Raw genomic sequence first — 17,313 nt, 5'->3', positions numbered from 1 at the left:
GATTCCGACCCCTTACAGCTTCATCAGGCTGGCGTCGTCGACCGAGGCCGAGTGGCGGGAGCGGAACAGCGACACGATGATCGCGAGCCCGATGACGACCTCCGCGGCGGCGACGACCATCGTGAAGAAGGCGATGATCTGGCCGTCGAGGTTGCCGTGCATGCGGGAGAACGCGACGAGCGTGAGGTTGCAGGCGTTGAGCATCAGCTCGATGCACATGAACACCACGATCGCGTTCCGCCTGATCAGCACGCCGGAGGCGCCGATCGTGAACAAAAGGGCCGCGAGGTAGAGGTAGTTGACCGGATTCACTTGGCGACCTCCTCCTCTTCTTCCGCAGAGTCACGGACTGGTCCGCGGTCGCGGCCGAGCCGCTCCCCGGAGCGCTGTTCCAGCGCCTTGAGATCGGCGAGCGACTCGTCGGACACGTCGCGGATCTGGCCGCGCCGGCGCAGCGTCTGCATGACGGTGAGCTCGGACGGGGTGCCGTCCGGGAGCAGTCCCGCGATGTCCACGGCGTTGTGCCGGGCGTAGACACCGGGGGCCGGGAGCGGTGGCAGATGGCTGCCGCGCACCCGCTCCTGCGACATCTCCCGCTGGGTCTTGGCGCGTTCGGTGCGCTCGCGGTGCGTCAGCAGCATCGCGCCGACGGTCGCCGTGATCAGCAGGGCGCCGGTGATCTCGAACGCGAAGACGTACTTGGTGAAGATGAGGTTGGCGAGGCCCTCGACGTTCCCGCCGTGCGCGGTGTTCGCCGCCCCGAGGCCGTTGAAGGACGTCAGGGACGCCTGTCCGATGCCGGCGATCAGCAGGATGCCGAAGCCGAGTCCGCACGCGGCGGCCAGCCAGCGCTGGCCCTTGAGCGTCTCCTTCAGCGAGTCCGCCGCGGTGACGCCGACGAGCATGACGACGAAGAGGAACAGCATCATGATCGCGCCGGTGTAGACGACGACCTGGACGATGCCCAGGAAGTACGCCCCGTTGGCGAGGTAGAAGACCGCCAGCACGATCATGGTGCCGGCCAGCGACAGCGCGCTGTGCACCGCCTTCTTCATCAGGACGGTGGAGAGCGCGCCGATGACGGCGACCGTGCCGAGGATCCAGAACTGCACGGCCTCGCCGGTCGAGGTGAGGGTGGCCGCCGCGGCCAGGGGGGTCGTCACGCGTCCACCTCCTTGTCCGTCTCTCCCTTGGACACGGCGACCTGGCGCTCCGTGCCGGGAGCGGCCTCGGTCACCAGGCCCCGGTAGTAGTCCTGTTCGTCCATGCCGGGGAAGATCGCGTGCGGGCTGTCGACCATGCCTTCCTCGAGTCCCGCGAGCAGCTCGTCCTTGGTGTAGATGAGGCTCTCGCGGGTGGTGTTGGCGAGCTCGAAGTCGTTGGTCATCGTCAGTGCCCGGGTGGGGCACGCCTCGATGCAGAGCCCGCACAGGATGCAGCGCGCGTAGTTGATCTGGTACACGCGGCCGTAGCGCTCCCCCGGGGAGTAGCGCTCCTCTTCCGTGTTGTCCGCGCCCTCGACGTAGATCGCGTCCGCCGGACACGCCCAGGCGCAGAGCTCGCACCCGATGCACTTCTCCAGCCCGTCGGGGTGACGGTTGAGCTGGTGCCGGCCGTGGAAGCGCGGGGCGGTGACCTTCCGCGTCTCCGGGTACTGCTCGGTCAGCCGCTTCTTGAACATGGCCTTGAAGGTCACGCCGAAGCCGGCCACGGGGTTCTGGAACTTCTCCCCGGAGGGTTCCGATGACTCAGACACCGTCGGCCTCCCTTCCGTCACTCGAACTTCCGGCGCTCGGACTTCCGGCACCTACGGGGTCGTCACTCCGGGGGTCGGGCCCGCCGCTGCCCACGAGCTCGCGCTCGCGTCGCGGCCTGCGGCGCGGCACCGGCGGCAGGCTCTGGCCCGGCAGCGGGGGCACGGGGTACCCGCCGGCCATCGGGTCGAACGCCGGCTCCGGCCCGGCCGCCTCCTCGGCGGCCCTGGTCCTGCGGTCCCGGAGGATGTCGGCGACGAACGAGATCAGCAGGACGGCGATCACGGCCCCCGCCACGTACAGCAGGATCCGCGCGTAGTCGTAGCCCTCGTTGTTCAGCGCGCGGACGGTGGCGACCAGCATCAGCCAGACCACGGAGACCGGGATCAGGACCTTCCAGCCGAGCTTCATCAGCTGGTCGTAGCGGACGCGGGGAAGCGTGCCGCGCAGCCAGATGAAGAAGAAGAGGAGCAGCTGCACCTTGATGACGAACCAGAGCATCGGCCACCAGCCCTGGTTCGCGCCCTCCCAGAAGGTGCTGACCGGGTACGGGGCCCGCCAGCCGCCCAGGAACAGGGTGACGGAGACCGCGGAGACGGTGACCATGTTGACGTACTCGGCGAGCATGAACATCGCGAACTTGATCGAGGAGTACTCGGTGTTGAACCCGCCGACGAGGTCGCCCTCGGACTCCGGCATGTCGAACGGGGCGCGGTTGGTCTCCCCGACCATCGTGATGATGTAGATGATGAAGGAGACCGGCAGCAGCAGGACGAACCAGCGGTCCTCCTGGGCCGCCACGATCTCCGAGGTCGACATCGAGCCGGAGTAGAGGAACACCGAGGCGAACGCGGCGCCCATGGCGATCTCGTAGCTGATCATCTGGGCGCAGGAGCGCAGACCGCCGAGCAGCGGGTACGTCGATCCGGAGGACCAGCCGGCCAGCACGATGCCGTAGATGCCGACCGAGGCGACCGCGAGGATGTACAGCATCGCGATCGGCAGGTCGGTCAGCTGCATCGTCGTGCGGTGGCCGAAGATCGACACCTGGTTGTCGGCCGGGCCGAACGGGATCACCGCGATGGCCATGAACGCCGGGGCGGCGGCCACGACCGGGGCCAGGATGTAGACGACCTTGTCGGCCCGCTTGACGACGACGTCCTCCTTCAGCATCAGCTTGATGCCGTCGGCGAGCGACTGGAGCATGCCCCAAGGGCCGTGCCGGTTGGGGCCGATGCGCAGCTGCATCCAGGCGACGACCTTGCGCTCCCACACGATGGAGAAGAGCACGGTCACCATCAGGAACGCGAAGCAGAACACCGCCTTGACGACGACGAGCCACCAGGGGTCCGTGCCGAACATCGAGAGGTCCTCGGCTGCCAGGACCGTGTTCCGCGGCGCGGCGGCGAGCCGTTCGAGGCCGGTCACTCTCCTACCTCCGTAGTCACGACGTGGGAGCCCGGGGCGGCCGGACCGATCCGGACCAGTCCGCCCGGCCGGGCGCCGGTGTCGGCGGGGACGCCCCGGCCGACGGAGTTGAGCGGCACCCACACCACGCGGTCCGGCATCTCGGTGACGGTCAGGGGGAGTTCGGTGGTGCCGGCGGGGCCGGTGACGGCCAGCAGGTCGCCGTCCTTCACCCCGGACTCGGCCGCGGTGGCCGGGGAGAGCCGGGCGACGGCCGCGTGCCGGGTACCGGCCAGCGCCTCGTCGCCCTCCTGGAGCCTGCCCCGGTCGAGCAGCATCCGGTGGCCCGCGAGGACCGCCTCGCCGTCACCGGGCCTGGGCACCGGGTTGGACGTCACCCGCGGGTCGTCGGCGTGGCCGCCCTGCCAGCCGCCGAGGCGGTCGAGTTCGCGGCGGACCGCCCTCGGATCGGGCAGTGCCAGGCGTACGTCGAGCGCGTCGGCCAGCATGTGCAGCACCCGCGCGTCCGTCGGGCAGAGCGTCCTCGGCAGCTGTTCGGGCTTCAGCGCGGCCTCGAACATGCGGGCCCTGCCCTCCCAGTTGAGGAAGGTGCCGGGCTTCTCCGCGACGGCCGCGACGGGCAGGACCACGTCCGCCCGCTCGGTGACCGCGCCCGGACGCAGTTCCAGGGAGACCAGGAAGCCGGCCTCGTCCAGCGCGCGCAGCGCCGCCGCCGGGTCGGGCAGGTCCTCGGGGTCGACGCCCGCGACCAGCAGCGCGGCCAGTTCACCGGTGGCCGCGGCCTCCAGGATCTGGCCGGTGTCGCGGCCGAAGCGGGTGGGGAGCTCGGCGACGCCCCAGACGGACGCCACCTCCTCCCTGGCCCGGGGGTCCGTCGCGGGACGGCCGCCGGGCAGCAGGGACGGGAGCGCGCCCGCCTCCAGCGCACCGCGTTCGCCGGCCCGGCGCGGGATCCACACCAGTGCGGCGCCGGTGGCGGCGGCCGTGCGCAGGGCCGCGGTGAACCCGCCGGGGACCGCGGCGAGCCGCTCACCCACCACGATCACGGAGCCCTCGCCGCGCAGCGCCTCGGCCGCGACGGCTCCCTCGCCCTCCAGGCCGACCCCGCCCGCCAGGGCGTCCAGCCATTCGGTCTCGGTGCCGGGTGCGGCGGGGAGCAGCGTGCCGCCCGCCTTCTCCAGGCCGCGGCTGGTGTGCGAGGCGAGCGCGAACGTCCGCTGCCCGTGCTTGCGGTGGGCCTTGCGGAGCCGCAGGAAGACGCCGGGCGCCTCCTCCTCGGACTCGAAGCCGGCCAGCAGGACCGCCGGTGCCTGCTCCAGCGCGGTGTACGTGACTCCGCTGCCGTCCAGGTCCCGGCCGCGCCCGGCCACCCGCGCGGCGAGGAAGTCGGACTCCTCGGCGCTGTGGACCCGGGCCCGGAAGTCGATGTCGTTGGTGTCGAGGGCGACCCGCGCGAACTTGCTGTACGCGTAGGCGTCCTCGACGGTCAGCCGGCCTCCGGTGAGCACCCCTGTCCTGCCGCGCGCCGCCGACAGCCCGGCGGCCGCGGCTTCCAGCGCCTCGGGCCAGCTCGCCGGCTCCAGCACGCCCTCGGCGCTGCGGACCAGCGGAGTGGTGAGCCGGTCGCGCTGCTGGGCGTAGCGGAAGCCGAAGCGGCCCTTGTCGCAGAGCCACTCCTCGTTGACCTCGGGGTCGTTGGCGGCGAGCCGCCGCATGACCTTGCCGCGCCGGTGGTCGGTCCGGGTCGCGCAGCCGCCCGCGCAGTGCTCGCACACCGAGGGGGCCGACACCAGGTCGAAGGGCCGGGACCGGAAGCGGTACGCCGCCGAGGTGAGCGCCCCGACCGGGCAGATCTGGATGGTGTTGCCGGAGAAGTACGACTCGAAGGGGTCGCCCTCGCCGGTGCCGACCTGCTGGAGCGCGCCGCGCTCGATCAGCTCGATCATCGGGTCGCCCGCGACCTGGTTGGAGAACCGGGTGCAGCGGGCGCAGAGCACGCACCGCTCGCGGTCCAGCAGCACCTGGGCGGAGATGGGGACGGGCTTCTCGAAGGTGCGCTTCTTCCCGTCGAAGCGGGAGTCGGCGCCGCCGTGCGACATCGCCTGGTTCTGCAGGGGGCACTCGCCGCCCTTGTCGCAGACCGGGCAGTCCAGCGGGTGGTTGATGAGCAGGAGCTCCATCACCCCCTTCTGGGCCTTCTCCGCGACGGGCGAGGTGATCTGGGACTTCACGACCATGCCGTCGGTGCACGTGATGGTGCAGGACGCCATCGGCTTGCGCTGGCCCTCGACCTCGACGATGCACTGCCGGCAGGCGCCGGCCGGGTCGAGGAGCGGGTGGTCGCAGAAGCGCGGGATCTCGATGCCGAGGAGTTCGGCGGCGCGGATGACGAGGGTGCCCTTGGGCACGCTGATCTCGATGCCGTCGATCGTGAGCGTGACGAGGTCCTCGGGCGGAACGGCCGCCTCGCCGCCCCCGGAGGGCGCACTCGTGGTGACTGTCATGCGTTCACCCCCCGGTGAGCGTTCGTGTCGTCTTCGTCGTCGGCCCAGAGGGTCGACCTGGCGGGATCGAAGGGGCAGCCCCTGCCGGTGATGTGCTGCTCGTACTCCTCGCGGAAGAACTTCAGCGAGGAGAAGATCGGGGAGGCGGCACCGTCCCCGAGGGCGCAGAACGACTTGCCGTTTATGTTGTCGGCGATGTCGTTGAGCTTGTCGAGGTCAGCCATCTGTCCCTTGCCCGCCTCGATGTCGCGGAGCAGCTGGACCAGCCAGTAGGTGCCCTCGCGGCACGGCGTGCACTTGCCGCAGGACTCGTGGGCGTAGAACTCGGTCCAGCGGGTGACGGCCCGGACCACGCAGGTGGTCTCGTCGAAGCACTGGAGCGCCTTGGTGCCGAGCATGGATCCGGCGGCGCCGACGCCCTCGTAGTCGAGGGGCACGTCGAGGTGTTCTTCGGTGAACATCGGGGTCGAGGAGCCCCCGGGTGTCCAGAACTTGAGGCGGTGCCCGGCCCGGATGCCGCCGCTCATGTCGAGCAGCTGGCGCAGGGTGATGCCGAGCGGGGCCTCGTACTGGCCGGGGCTGGTGACGTGTCCGCTGAGCGAGTACAGCGTGAAGCCCGGGGACTTCTCGCTGCCCATCGACTTGAACCAGTCCTTGCCCCGGTGCAGGATCGCGGGGACCGAGGCGATGGACTCGACGTTGTTCACGACGGTGGGGCAGGCGTACAGACCGGCGACCGCGGGGAAGGGGGGCCGCAGCCGGGGCTGGCCGCGGCGTCCTTCGAGCGAGTCGAGCAGCGCCGTCTCCTCACCGCAGATGTAGGCGCCGGCGCCCGCGTGCACGGTGAGTTCGAGGTCGAGCCCGGAGCCGAGGGCGTCCTTCCCGAGGTAGCCCGCCTCGTACGCCTCGCGCACGGCCTCGTGCAGCCGCCGCAGTACGGGGACGACCTCGCCGCGCAGATAGATGAAGGCGTGCGAGGAGCGGATCGCGTAGCAGGCGATCACGATGCCCTCGATGAGGCTGTGCGGGTTCGCGAAGAGGAGCGGGATGTCCTTGCAGGTCCCGGGCTCCGACTCGTCGGCGTTGACCACGAGGTAGTGCGGCTTGCCGTCGCCCTGCGGGATGAACTGCCACTTCATCCCGGTGGGGAAGCCCGCGCCCCCGCGTCCGCGCAGACCCGAGTCCTTGACGTACGCGATGAGGTCGTCGGGCGGCATGGCCAGGGCCTTGCGCAGGCCCTCGTATCCGTCGTGGCGGCGGTAGGTCTCCAGCGTCCAGGACTCCGGCTCGTCCCAGAAGGAGGAGAGGACCGGGGCCAGGAGCTTCTCGGGGCTCGTCCCGTTCTGGTCGATCTCGGCTGCCAAGGTCATCACTCCCCCTCCTCGGCGGCAGGTCCGGCCGGGTGCTCCGGGTCGGAGGCCGACGTCTTCTGCGGTGCGTCGTGCGAGCTCAGGTGCTCGGCCGGTGACGGGTCGTGGGTCTGCGCGTCCTGGGGTGAGGCGCCCTCGGGTGCCCCGTCCCTGGGTCCGACCACGCGCGCCGGGGCGGCGGCCTCGCCCCGGGCGAGCCTGAGCCCGACCAGGGAGGCCGCGCCCGCTCCGCCGCTCGCCCCGACCGCGCCGGGGCGGGTGTCGGGGAAGCCGGCCAGGATGCGGGCCGTCTCCTTGTACGTGCAGAGGGGAGCGCCGCGGGTGGGCTCCACGGTCCGGCCGGCGATCAGGTCGTCGACGAGCCGTGTCGCGCTCTGGGGCGTCTGGTTGTCGAAGAACTCCCAGTTGACCATCACGACGGGTGCGAAGTCGCAGGCCGCGTTGCACTCGATGTGTTCGAGGGTGACCTTGCCGTCCTCGGTGGTCTCGTCGTTGCCGACGCCCAGGTGTTCCTTGAGCCGGTCGAAGATGGCGTCGCCGCCCATGACCGCGCACAGGGTGTTGGTGCAGACCCCGACCTGGTAGTCACCGCCCGGCCGGCGGCGGTACATCGTGTAGAAGGTGGCGACCGCGGTGACCTCGGCGGTGGTGAGGCCCAGCTGCTCGGCGCAGAACGCCATGCCCGTGCGGGAGACGAACCCCTCCTCGGCCTGCACCAGGTGCAGCAGCGGCAGCAGCGCGGAGCGGCTGCCGGGGTAGCGGGCGATCACCTCCTTCGCCTCGGCCTCCAGCTTGGCGAGCACCTCGGCCGGGTAGGCGGGGGCGGGGAGCTGCGGCATCCCCAGGCTGACTTCTCGGTTGGACGCGGTCACCGGTCGACGCCTCCCATCACGGGGTCGATGGACGCGACGGCGACGATGACGTCGGCGACCTGGCCGCCCTCGCACATCGCCGCCATGGCCTGGAGGTTGGTGAAGGACGGGTCGCGGAAGTGGACCCGGAAGGGGCGCGTGCCGCCGTCCGAGACGACGTGCACGCCGAGTTCGCCCTTGGGGGACTCCAGGGCGGTGTACGCCTGCCCGGCCGGGACCCGGAAGCCCTCGGTCACCAGCTTGAAGTGGTGGATCAGGGCCTCCATGGAGGTGCCCATGATCTTCTTGATGTGGTCGAGCGAGTTGCCGAGCCCGTCGGGTCCCAGCGCGAGCTGCGCGGGCCAGGCGATCTTCTTGTCGGCGACCATGACCGGGCCCGGCTCCAGCCGTTCCAGGCACTGCTCGACGATCCTGAGCGACTGGCGCATCTCCTCCAGCCGGATGAGGAAGCGTCCGTAGGCGTCGCAGGTGTCCGCGGTGGGCACCTCGAAGTCGTAGGTCTCGTAGCCGCAGTACGGGTCGGTCTTGCGCAGGTCGTGCGGGAGGCCGGCGGACCTGAGGATCGGGCCGGTGGCGCCGAGCGCCATGCAGCCGGTCAGGTCGAGGTATCCGACGTCCTGCATGCGGGCCTTGAAGATGGGGTTGCCGGTGGCGAGCTTGTCGTACTCCGGCAGGTTCTTCTTCATGGTCTTCACGAACTCGCGGAGCCGGTCGATCGCGCCCATGGGAAGGTCCTGGGCGAGGCCGCCGGGCCGGATGAACGCGTGGTTCATCCGGAGGCCGGTGATCAGCTCGAAGAGGTCGAGGACGAGTTCACGGTCGCGGAACCCGTAGATCATGATCGTCGTGGCGCCGAGCTCCATGCCGCCGGTGGCGATGCACACCAGGTGCGAGGAGATCCGGTTGAGCTCCATCAGGAGCACGCGCAGGACGGTGGCCCGGTCGGGGATCTGGTCCTCGATGCCGAGGAGCTTCTCGACCCCGAGGCAGTACGCCGCCTCGTTGAAGAACGGGGTCAGGTAGTCCATGCGGGTCACGAAGGTGGTGCCCTGGGTCCAGTTCCGGAATTCGAGGTTCTTCTCGATGCCGGTGTGGAGGTAGCCGATGCCGCAGCGGGCCTCGGTGACGGTCTCGCCGTCGATCTCCAGGATGAGCCGCAGCACGCCGTGCGTGGAGGGGTGCTGGGGGCCCATGTTCACGATGATGCGTTCGTCGTCCGCCTTGGCGGCGGACTCGACGACCTCGTCCCAGTCGCCGCCGGTGACTGTGTACACAGTCCCCTCGGTCGTGGCCCTGGGCGTTGCGTGGGGAGTAGTCATCAGCTGTACGACCTCCGCTGGTCCGGAGCCGGGATCTGGGCGCCCTTGTACTCGACGGCGATGCCGCCGAGCGGGTAGTCCTTGCGCTGCGGGAAGCCCTGCCAGTCGTCCGGCATCATGATCCGGGTCAGGGCGGGGTGCCCGTCGAAGACCAGCCCGAAGAAGTCGTAGGTCTCACGCTCGTGCCAGTCGTTGGCCGGGTAGACCGCGACGAGGGACGGGATGTGCGGGTCGCTGTCCGGGACGGACACCTCCAGGCGGATCAGCCTGCCGTGGGTGAGCGAGCGCAGGTGGTAGACCGCGTGCAGCTCGCGCCCCTCGTCGCCCAGGTAGTGGACCCCGTTGACGCCCGTGCAGAGCTCGAAGCGCAGGGCGGGGTCGTCGCGCAGGGTGCGGGCGACCTGGACCAGGTGCTCGCGGGCGATGTGGAAGGTGAGTTCGCCCCGGTCGACGACCGTCTTCTCGATGGCGCCGGCGGGGGCCAGGTCCTGCTCCTCCAGGGCCCCCTCCAGCTCGTCGGCCACCTCGTCGAACCAGCCGCCGTAGGGGCGCGAGGCCGCGCCCGGGAGGGACACGGTGCGGACGAGTCCGCCGTAGCCGGAGGTGTCGCCGCCGTTGTTCGCGCCGAACATCCCCTTGCGTACGCCGATGACCTCACCGGTGTCGTCGCGCGGGCCGGGTACCGCCGAGCCGTTCTGCTCGCCGTTGCCGTTCTTCTCGTCGCTCACCGGAGCAGCCCCTTCATCTCGATCAGGGGGAGTGCCTTGAGCGCAGCCTCCTCCGCCTCGCGGGCGGCCTCCTCCGCGTTGACCCCGAGCTTGGAGCCCTGGATCTTCTGGTGGAGCTTGAGGATGGCGTCGATCAGCATCTCGGGACGCGGCGGGCATCCCGGAAGATAGATGTCGACCGGGACAATATGATCAACACCCTGAACAATGGCGTAATTATTGAACATTCCACCCGATGACGCGCAAACCCCCATGGAGATCACCCACTTGGGGCTGGGCATCTGGTCGTAGACCTGCCGCAGGACGGGCGCCATCTTCTGGCTCACCCGTCCCGCGACGATCATCAGGTCCGCCTGCCGCGGCGATCCGCGGAAGACCTCCATCCCGAAACGGGCCAGGTCGTACCGCCCGGCGCCGGTCGTCATCATCTCGATGGCGCAGCAGGCGAGGCCGAAGGTGGCGGGGAAGACGGAGGACTTCCGCACCCAGCCCGCGGCCTGTTCGACAGTGGTCAGTACGAAGCCGCTCGGCAGCTTCTCTTCGAGTCCCATGGTGTGCCCCTCAGCCCCTCAGTCCCATTCCAGGCCGCCCCGGCGCCACACATACGCGTAGGCGACGAAGACGGTGAGCACGAAGAGCAGCATCTCCACGAGCCCGAAGATCCCCAGGGCGTCGAAGGTGACCGCCCAGGGATAGAGGAAGACGATCTCGATGTCGAAGACGATGAACAGCATCGCCGTCAGGTAGTACTTGATGGGGAAGCGGCCGCCTCCGGCCGGCGTGGGTGTGGGTTCGATACCGCACTCGTACGCTTCGAGCTTTGCCCGGTTGTACCGCTTGGGGCCGATAAGCGTGGCCATGACCACGGAGAAGATCGCAAACCCTGCCCCGAGGGCGCCGAGCACGAGGATGGGCGCGTAGGCATTCACGCTCCTCGCTCCTTCCAGTCGTCCTTGACCGTTGGACCGCATCGGGCGACCGGCTCGCCACCTCATCAAGATCGTGCACATGTGAGGCAGTTCACAAGCCCGACTGCCCCGCATCCTATGCCTGCCGTCCTGTGATCTGCGACACGGGGTACAGCAACGTCTTTGTGATCTCCACCACCTGACGAACGATCATGAAGTCGGATGAGCGGTGATCTTCACACGCGAAGCGGCCGCGCGGTTACGAGACGTGACATCTTGCGGCGTTACCGCTGGTCAAAGGCGCCTGGCACTATCAATAGACAGCCTGTACAAGCAAATTGGCGATGGACACCCTAGGGGTGATATAGCGATCGGCCGCAGTCGGGGGCCACTCGGACGGGGGTCCTCCGGTACCGATGTGGACATTGCGCACGGATTCACGATCTTCCGGGCGGACGGCGGGGAGGTCCGGTGCGCGGCCGCGTCCGGGCGGACGGGAGGGTGCCGCCCGGACCGCTCCACCCGGACGCGGCGCCGGCACGGCCGGGCGCCGACACGGCCGGGCGCCGGCCCACCGACGGGCGGCCACGGAAACGGACATGACGCCCCAATGGGTCAGGTCGTCGGCGGAGGGCGGCCGGCCTCGCCCCGCACGCGGCGCACGTCCGCGTGGTTGCCTCTCACCGGAGCATCATGCTGTGACCTGCACCACCTCACCCGCGCTCCAGGAGAAGCGGGCTTGGCCAACCGTGTGAACGGATGGTAAGTGACGGGCAATTCGGACCTATTGAACGAACGCCGTGATCACAGCCGTGCGGAGAGGTGCCCGTTTTGACCGCTAAGGCGTCAATAAAGGCCCGAGATAAGCGGATTCACAGATTCCGAACGTAACTGTGTCGCAACACACGTTTCTTGATGGGACCCCTACAGCCCTGATAGCGCTAGTACCCATGTCCCACACCGCTCACATACCCAGCCACCGGAAGCCCCGCCAGAGTGCCTCGAAGACGGCGCTGCGGGCAGGAGTTGCCGGTGGCGTCCTCAGCACCATCGCGGTCGCGGGTGCCGCCGGCCCGGCCCAGGCCGAGCCGGTGACCCGGACCATCGAGATGCCCACCATCACGGCCGGCCTCTCCACGTCCGTCGCCGCCTCCGCCGAGGCGACCCAGGCGGTCGCCCTCGACCTCTCGACGCGGGCGCAGGAGGACGCCGCGGCCACCACCGCCGCCAAGACCGCCAAGAAGGCCAAGGCCGAGGCGGTCCGCAAGGCCGAGGCCGAGAAGAAGGCCGAAGCCGCCGCCAAGGCGAAGGCGGAGGCCGCCGAGCGCGCCTCCCGCACCGCCGAGCGCACCACGCTCAGCGCGTCCTCGGGCTCCTCCGGCTCCTCGTCCTCCACCGCGTCCGCCACCTCGACGTCGTCGAGCGCCACCGGCTCCGCCGCGTCCGTCGTCGCGTTCGCGCAGGCCCAGGTCGGCGACGCGTACGTCTCGGGCGGCACCGGCCCGAACTCGTGGGACTGCTCGGGCCTGGTCCAGGCCGCCTTCCGCACGGTGGGCGTCGACCTTCCGCGCGTCTCGCAGAGCCAGTCGACGGCCGGGACCCAGGTCTCGCTCGACAACCTCCAGCCCGGCGACATCCTGTACTGGGGCGGTGCGGGCAGCGCGTACCACGTCGGCATCTACGTGGGCGGCGGCCAGTTCGTCGGCGCGCAGAACTCCAGCACCGGCGTCGTGCAGAAGTCCCTGGACTACGACCCGCCGTCGGGCGCCGTCCGCGTTCTCTGATTCACAAGCTCCGCCGGCCCCCCGGTCCGCGGACCCCGCACACCCGAGCACGGCAGCGGGCCGTCACTCCACCCTCCGGAGTGACGGCCCGTCATCGTGCGGTGGGCGTCCCCGCTTCCACGGCCGCGTCCGCCGGGCCGCGCTGCTGCGGCACCTGTTCCCGCTCCCGGGCCTCCCGGCGCAGCAGGAGCACGCCCGCCGCGCACGCGAGGGCCGCGAGCACGAAGCCGTAGGGCGGGGTCGAACCCGAGGGCTGCGTCTCGTACACGAGCGCCGCCGAGAGCACCGTCACCGCGCCCACGGCCCGGCCGCCGCTCGCGGTGGCGGCGAGCACCGCCGTCGCCCACAGCAGGTACCACGGCTGCACCATCGGCGAGAGCGCGACCAGGGCCAGCAGGGCGAGGCCCAGGGCGCGCACGGGTTCCGTACGGCCGGTCGTGGCGTGCCAGGCGAGGCGCGCGATCAGGACGAGGGCGACCAGCAGGCCCAGGTTCTGCACGGCGGCCTTGACCGGATCCGGATCCGTGCCGGCCAGCAGCCGCAGGAGGTGGCCGAGGCCCAGACCGAGGTCGCTGCTGAGGGACAGCGCGGTGTGGATGCGCCCCGCGACGCCCTGGGTCCCGAGCCAGCCGAAGCCGGTGCCCGCCAGGAGCGTCGCGCCGGCGGCGACCGCCCCCGCGACCAGTCCGGGCGCCAGCAGACCCTTCGCCACCCGCCGTACGGCCGGGCCGTCCGCGGCCCGGCCCACGAGGACGCCGATGAACAGCAGCGCCACCGCGGCAGGTGACTTCACCATCACGGCGAGCCCGACGACCGCCGACCCGGTGACCCACCTGCCGCGCAGCGCGAGCAGCACACCGGCCAGCATGAGGCCGGTCATCAGTCCGTCGTTGTGGACGCCGCCCACCACGTGGACGAGCAGCAGCGGATTCAGCGCGCCGAGCCGGAGGGCGGCGCTCTCGCTGCGGCCGTGCTCCCGGGCCAGGCCGCGCAGCGCCCACACGATCAGCACCAGGGCGGCGAGGGCGATCAGGCGCATCCCCAGCACGGCGGGCACGATCGTGCCGCCGGTCGCCCAGGCGACCCCACGCGCGAGCACGAGGAAGAACGGCCCGTACGGGGCGGGGGTGTCGGTCCAGTGCCCGCCGACGCTCGCCGCCGCGTCGCCGCCCGGCCCGCCGGGGTCGAGGACGGACGGTCCCGCGCTGTAGACGTCGTGTCCTTCGAGGACCATGGCGCCCTGCGCGATGTAGCTGTAGACGTCGGCGCTGTGGAGCGGGGGCGCGAGGACCATCGGGGCGGTCCACCACGCGAGGGTGACGAGGGTGTCCCGTACGGAGGCGCCCGTCCTGCCGTACAGCCACCAGGCGACGACGAGCACCGTCAGTCCGCCGTAGGCCAGTGCGTGGCCCACGGCGCTCACGGCGGTGCCGTGCGGGACCCACAGACCCCACGGGTCGTGGGCCGGCAGCGTGCCGACGGCCCAGCCGCCCAGCGCGACCCCGGCCGATCCGGCCGTGCCGAGCCTCCGGCAGCCGGTGGCGGTCCATGCGCGTGTAGCCCCCATGGCCCGAACCTATCGCAGGGGGCACCGCCTCGGCCGGGGGGCCCGGGTCGTCCCCGGGCCCGCCCGCTCAGGCCTTGGGGGCGACCTTCGAGAGGCCGTTGATGATGCGGTCCATGGCGTCGCCGCCGGTCGGGTCGGTGAGGTTGGCCAGCATCTTCAGCGTGAACTTCATCAGGACGGGGTGCGTCAGACCGCGCTGGGTGGCGACCTTCATGACCTTCGGGTTCCCGATCATCTTCACGAAGGCGCGGCCCAGCGTGTAGTAGCCGCCGTAGGTGTCCTTGAGGATCTTCGGGTAGTGCTGGAGCGCCAGCTCCCGCTGGGCCGGGGTGGCGCGGGCGTGGGCCTGGACGATGACGTCCGCCGCGATCTGGCCCGACTCCATGGCGTACGCGATGCCTTCGCCGTTGAACGGGTTGACGAGCCCGCCCGCGTCACCGACGAGCAGCAGGCCCTTGGTGTAGTGCGGCTGGCGGTTGAAGGCCATCGGGAGCGCGGCGCCGCGGATCGGCATCGTCATGTTCTCCGGGGTGTAGCCCCAGTCCTCCGGCATGGACGCGCACCAGGCCTTGAGGACCTCGCGCCAGTCGAGCTCCTTGAAGGCGGACGACGAGTTGAGGATGCCGAGGCCGACGTTGGACGTGCCGTCGCCCATGCCGAAGATCCAGCCGTAGCCGGGCAGCAGGCGGTCCTCGGCGCCGCGCCGGTCCCACAGCTCCAGCCAGGACTCCAGGTAGTCGTCGTCGTGGCGGGGCGAGGTGAAGTACGTACGGACCGCGACGCCCATCGGCCGGTCCTCGCGGCGGTGCAGGCCCATGTTGAGCGAGAGCCGGGTCGAGTTGCCGTCGGCGGCGACGACGAGCGGGGCGTGGAAGGTGACCGGGGTCTTCTCCTCGCCGAGCTTGGCGTGGACGCCCGTGATGCGGCCGGTGCGCTCGTCCTTGACGGGCTCGCCGACGTTGCAGCGCTCGTACAGCCGGGCGCCCGCCTTCTGGGCCTGGCGGGCCAGCTGCTCGTCGAAGTCGTCGCGCTTGCGGACCAGACCGTAGTCCGGGTAGGAGGCGAGGTCCGGCCAGTCGAGCTGGAGGCGGACGCCGCCGCCGATGATGCGCAGGCCCTTGTTGCGCAGCCAGCCGGCCTCTTCGGAGATGTCGATGCCCATGGAGACGAGCTGCTTGGTGGCGCGCGGGGTGAGACCGTCGCCGCAGACCTTCTCCCGCGGGAAGGCCGTCTTCTCCAGGAGGAGGACGTCGAGTCCGGCCTTCGCGAGGTAGTACGCGGTCGTGGAGCCGGCTGGGCCCGCTCCGACGACGATCACGTCCGCGCTGTGTTCGGAGAGGGGCTCGGTCACGGTCGGATCTCCCGAAGACTCGAATTCGCGTGCCGCGCGGCACATGTCGCGTGCAGTCTATGGGTGCCTGCTGATCAACCTCCCGAAGGGCTCCCCGATGCCGAACGTGCCTGATTCGACCCCGTCCGTACATCTGCGCGTCCCCACCGACGAGGACGCCCTGGCCTGGTACCGGGTGTTCGACGATCCGGAGGTGATGGAGTTCCACGGCGGACGTCCGGCGGAGTACTCCGTGTACGAGGAGTTGACCGCCCGCCAGCGCCGGCACGACGCGGAGCTCGGCCACTGCCTGTGGACGGTGCTGGACGACTCCGGCGCGGTGCTCGGCTTCACGGGCGCCCAGCCCTGGCCGCACGCGTCCTTCGGCCCGGTGGGCGAGGTCGAGATCGGCTGGCGGCTGGGCCGGGCCTCCTGGGGCCACGGGTACGCGACCGCCGCCGCGCGCACCACGCTGGAGCGGATACGGGCCCTCGGGGTGCGGGAGGTCGTGGCGATGATCAACTCGCGCAACGCCCGCTCGGTGGCCGTGGCCGAACGTCTCGGCATGCGGCACGCCGAGACGTACACCACCCAGGTGACACAGCAGGAGGCGTACTGCTTCCGGCTGGAGCTGTGAGGCAGCGCACCGGGTGCCGGGGCCCCGCGCCCGGTCGCGTGACGGGACGCGCGGAGCCCCGTGGGCTCAGGCGCGCACGCCCCGGTGGAGCGCCACCACTCCGCCGGTGAGATTGCGCCAGGCCACGTCCGACCAGCCGGCCTCCTGCAACAGCGTGGCGAGGCCGGCCTGGTCGGGCCAGGCGCGGATCGACTCGGCGAGGTAGACGTAGGCGTCCGGGTTGGACGACACCGCCCGCGCCACCGGGGGCAGCGCGCGCATCAGGTACTCGGTGTAGACGGTCCGGAAGGGGGTCCACGTCGGCTGGGAGAACTCGCAGATCACCACCCGGCCACCGCGCCTGGTGACCCGGTACAGCTCGCTCAGCGCGGCGCCGGTGTCCTGGATGTTGCGCAGCCCGAAGGAGATCGTGACGGCGTCGAAGGTCTCGTCCTTGAACGGGAGCTTCATGCCGTCGCCCGCGGTGAACGGCATCCACGGGTGGCGCCGCTTGCCCACCCTGAGCATCCCGATCGAGAAGTCGCAGGGCACCACGTAGGCGCCGGCCCGGGCGAACGGCTGCGAGGACGTGGCCGTGCCGGCCGCCAGGTCGAGGATCTTCTGGGCCGGGCGGGCGTCGACGGCCCGGGCGACCTCCCGGCGCCAGAGCCGCGCCTGGCCGAGCGACAGGACGTCGTTGGTGAGGTCGTAGTTCGCCGCCACGTCGTCGAACATCGAGGCGACTTCGTGCGGCTGCTTGTCCAGGGATGCTCGGGTCACCCTCCCATTCAAGCAGCCCCGCCCCCGCCCGCTCGCGGCGGCGTGGAACGGCTCCGGCCCACCGGCCCCGCGGCGCCCGTACGGGGGTACGGGCGCCCCGCGTGCCCGGCCCCGGGGCGCGGGAGCGGGGCACCGGATTCGTGCCTGTCGGCCGATCACCGCCGTTTTCGGGAACAGCACCGCCCCGGACGACGTCTCAGGAGGCGAGGGGAGAGGGGTTTCCGTGACCGGTGACCACCCGGCGGCTCCCGGAGGGCGCGCGGGAGGACGGACCGCCGGAGGTCGTACGGACACGGACGGGCACCCGGTGCCCGACGAGCAGGTCAGCGTGCGGGACGGATGGTCCATCGGTC

At 70.9% G+C, this 17,313-nt stretch carries 16 protein-coding genes; 2 read left to right on the top strand and 14 right to left on the bottom strand.

Annotated features, from left to right (window positions below; genetic code table 11):
- Positions 1–12: 12 nt before the first annotated feature.
- From nuoK to ACFVS9_RS27415, 11 genes are read right to left on the bottom strand one after another with little or no spacing between them, the layout of a single operon-like run.
- Positions 13–312 carry an NADH-quinone oxidoreductase subunit NuoK gene (nuoK, locus tag ACFVS9_RS27465; RefSeq protein WP_099173920.1) on the bottom strand — a complete coding sequence of 100 codons (300 nt, stop codon included), beginning with the start codon at positions 310–312 and terminating at the stop codon, positions 13–15.
- Positions 309–1,163, bottom strand: a complete 855-nt coding sequence (locus tag ACFVS9_RS27460; RefSeq protein WP_383115896.1) for an NADH-quinone oxidoreductase subunit J — start codon at positions 1,161–1,163, stop codon at positions 309–311. Before ACFVS9_RS27460 ends, nuoK begins: the two co-directional genes overlap by 4 nt.
- Positions 1,160–1,756, bottom strand: a complete 597-nt coding sequence (gene nuoI, locus ACFVS9_RS27455; protein ID WP_389936387.1) for an NADH-quinone oxidoreductase subunit NuoI — start codon at positions 1,754–1,756, stop codon at positions 1,160–1,162. Before nuoI ends, ACFVS9_RS27460 begins: the two co-directional genes overlap by 4 nt.
- Positions 1,749–3,182 (bottom strand): NADH-quinone oxidoreductase subunit NuoH, encoded by a 1,434-nt coding sequence (gene nuoH, locus ACFVS9_RS27450; protein WP_383115898.1) that lies wholly within the window; start codon positions 3,180–3,182, stop codon positions 1,749–1,751. Before nuoH ends, nuoI begins: the two co-directional genes overlap by 8 nt.
- On the bottom strand, positions 3,179–5,686 hold the full coding sequence (locus tag ACFVS9_RS27445) for an NADH-quinone oxidoreductase subunit G (protein ID WP_389936383.1): 2,508 nt from the start codon (positions 5,684–5,686) through the stop codon (positions 3,179–3,181). Before ACFVS9_RS27445 ends, nuoH begins: the two co-directional genes overlap by 4 nt.
- On the bottom strand, positions 5,683–7,056 hold the full coding sequence (nuoF, locus tag ACFVS9_RS27440) for an NADH-quinone oxidoreductase subunit NuoF (RefSeq protein ID WP_389936380.1): 1,374 nt from the start codon (positions 7,054–7,056) through the stop codon (positions 5,683–5,685). Before nuoF ends, ACFVS9_RS27445 begins: the two co-directional genes overlap by 4 nt.
- Positions 7,056–7,895: an NADH-quinone oxidoreductase subunit NuoE gene (gene nuoE / locus ACFVS9_RS27435; protein WP_389936377.1), complete on the bottom strand. Its 840-nt coding sequence runs from the start codon at positions 7,893–7,895 to the stop codon at positions 7,056–7,058. Before nuoE ends, nuoF begins: the two co-directional genes overlap by 1 nt.
- A gap of 29 nt (positions 7,896–7,924) precedes the next feature.
- Entirely contained in the window at positions 7,925–9,247 is a 1,323-nt protein-coding gene (locus tag ACFVS9_RS27430) for an NADH-quinone oxidoreductase subunit D (protein WP_389936375.1), read from the bottom strand.
- Positions 9,247–9,975 (bottom strand): NADH-quinone oxidoreductase subunit C, encoded by a 729-nt coding sequence (locus tag ACFVS9_RS27425; protein WP_383115902.1) that lies wholly within the window; start codon positions 9,973–9,975, stop codon positions 9,247–9,249. The genes ACFVS9_RS27430 and ACFVS9_RS27425 overlap by 1 nt, the downstream gene beginning before the upstream one ends.
- Entirely contained in the window at positions 9,972–10,526 is a 555-nt protein-coding gene (locus ACFVS9_RS27420) for an NADH-quinone oxidoreductase subunit B family protein (RefSeq protein WP_014154689.1), read from the bottom strand. Before ACFVS9_RS27420 ends, ACFVS9_RS27425 begins: the two co-directional genes overlap by 4 nt.
- Before the next feature lie 18 nt (positions 10,527–10,544).
- Positions 10,545–10,904: an NADH-quinone oxidoreductase subunit A gene (locus ACFVS9_RS27415; protein WP_003992243.1), complete on the bottom strand. Its 360-nt coding sequence runs from the start codon at positions 10,902–10,904 to the stop codon at positions 10,545–10,547.
- Between the two features lie 929 nt (positions 10,905–11,833).
- On the opposite strand from ACFVS9_RS27415, the gene ACFVS9_RS27410 reads away from it, so the two are divergent.
- Positions 11,834–12,667 (top strand): C40 family peptidase, encoded by an 834-nt coding sequence (locus ACFVS9_RS27410; protein WP_383115903.1) that lies wholly within the window; start codon positions 11,834–11,836, stop codon positions 12,665–12,667.
- A 91-nt stretch (positions 12,668–12,758) separates the two neighbouring features.
- Here ACFVS9_RS27410 and mptB read toward each other — a convergent pair whose 3' ends face one another.
- Positions 12,759–14,234, bottom strand: a complete 1,476-nt coding sequence (gene mptB, locus ACFVS9_RS27405; RefSeq protein ID WP_389936371.1) for a polyprenol phosphomannose-dependent alpha 1,6 mannosyltransferase MptB — start codon at positions 14,232–14,234, stop codon at positions 12,759–12,761.
- A gap of 67 nt (positions 14,235–14,301) precedes the next feature.
- Complete coding sequence (locus ACFVS9_RS27400; RefSeq protein ID WP_383115905.1) at positions 14,302–15,585, bottom strand: geranylgeranyl reductase family protein; 1,284 nt, start codon at positions 15,583–15,585, stop codon at positions 14,302–14,304.
- A 97-nt stretch (positions 15,586–15,682) separates the two neighbouring features.
- Here ACFVS9_RS27400 and ACFVS9_RS27395 point away from each other — a divergent pair, with 97 nt between their 5' ends.
- Positions 15,683–16,201, top strand: coding sequence for a GNAT family N-acetyltransferase (locus tag ACFVS9_RS27395; RefSeq protein WP_383115906.1), 519 nt, complete (start codon positions 15,683–15,685; stop codon positions 16,199–16,201).
- 66 nt (positions 16,202–16,267) lie between these two features.
- Here ACFVS9_RS27395 and ACFVS9_RS27390 read toward each other — a convergent pair whose 3' ends face one another.
- Positions 16,268–16,960, bottom strand: a complete 693-nt coding sequence (locus tag ACFVS9_RS27390; protein WP_383115907.1) for a demethylmenaquinone methyltransferase — start codon at positions 16,958–16,960, stop codon at positions 16,268–16,270.
- Positions 16,961–17,313 lie beyond the last annotated feature (353 nt).

The sequence above is a fragment of the Streptomyces sp. NPDC058008 genome (genome assembly GCF_042886395.1).
GTDB lineage: Bacteria > Actinomycetota > Actinomycetes > Streptomycetales > Streptomycetaceae > Streptomyces.
Note: the sequence above shows the minus strand (reverse complement) of the source record. Positions and strands in the feature narration are given on the sequence as shown.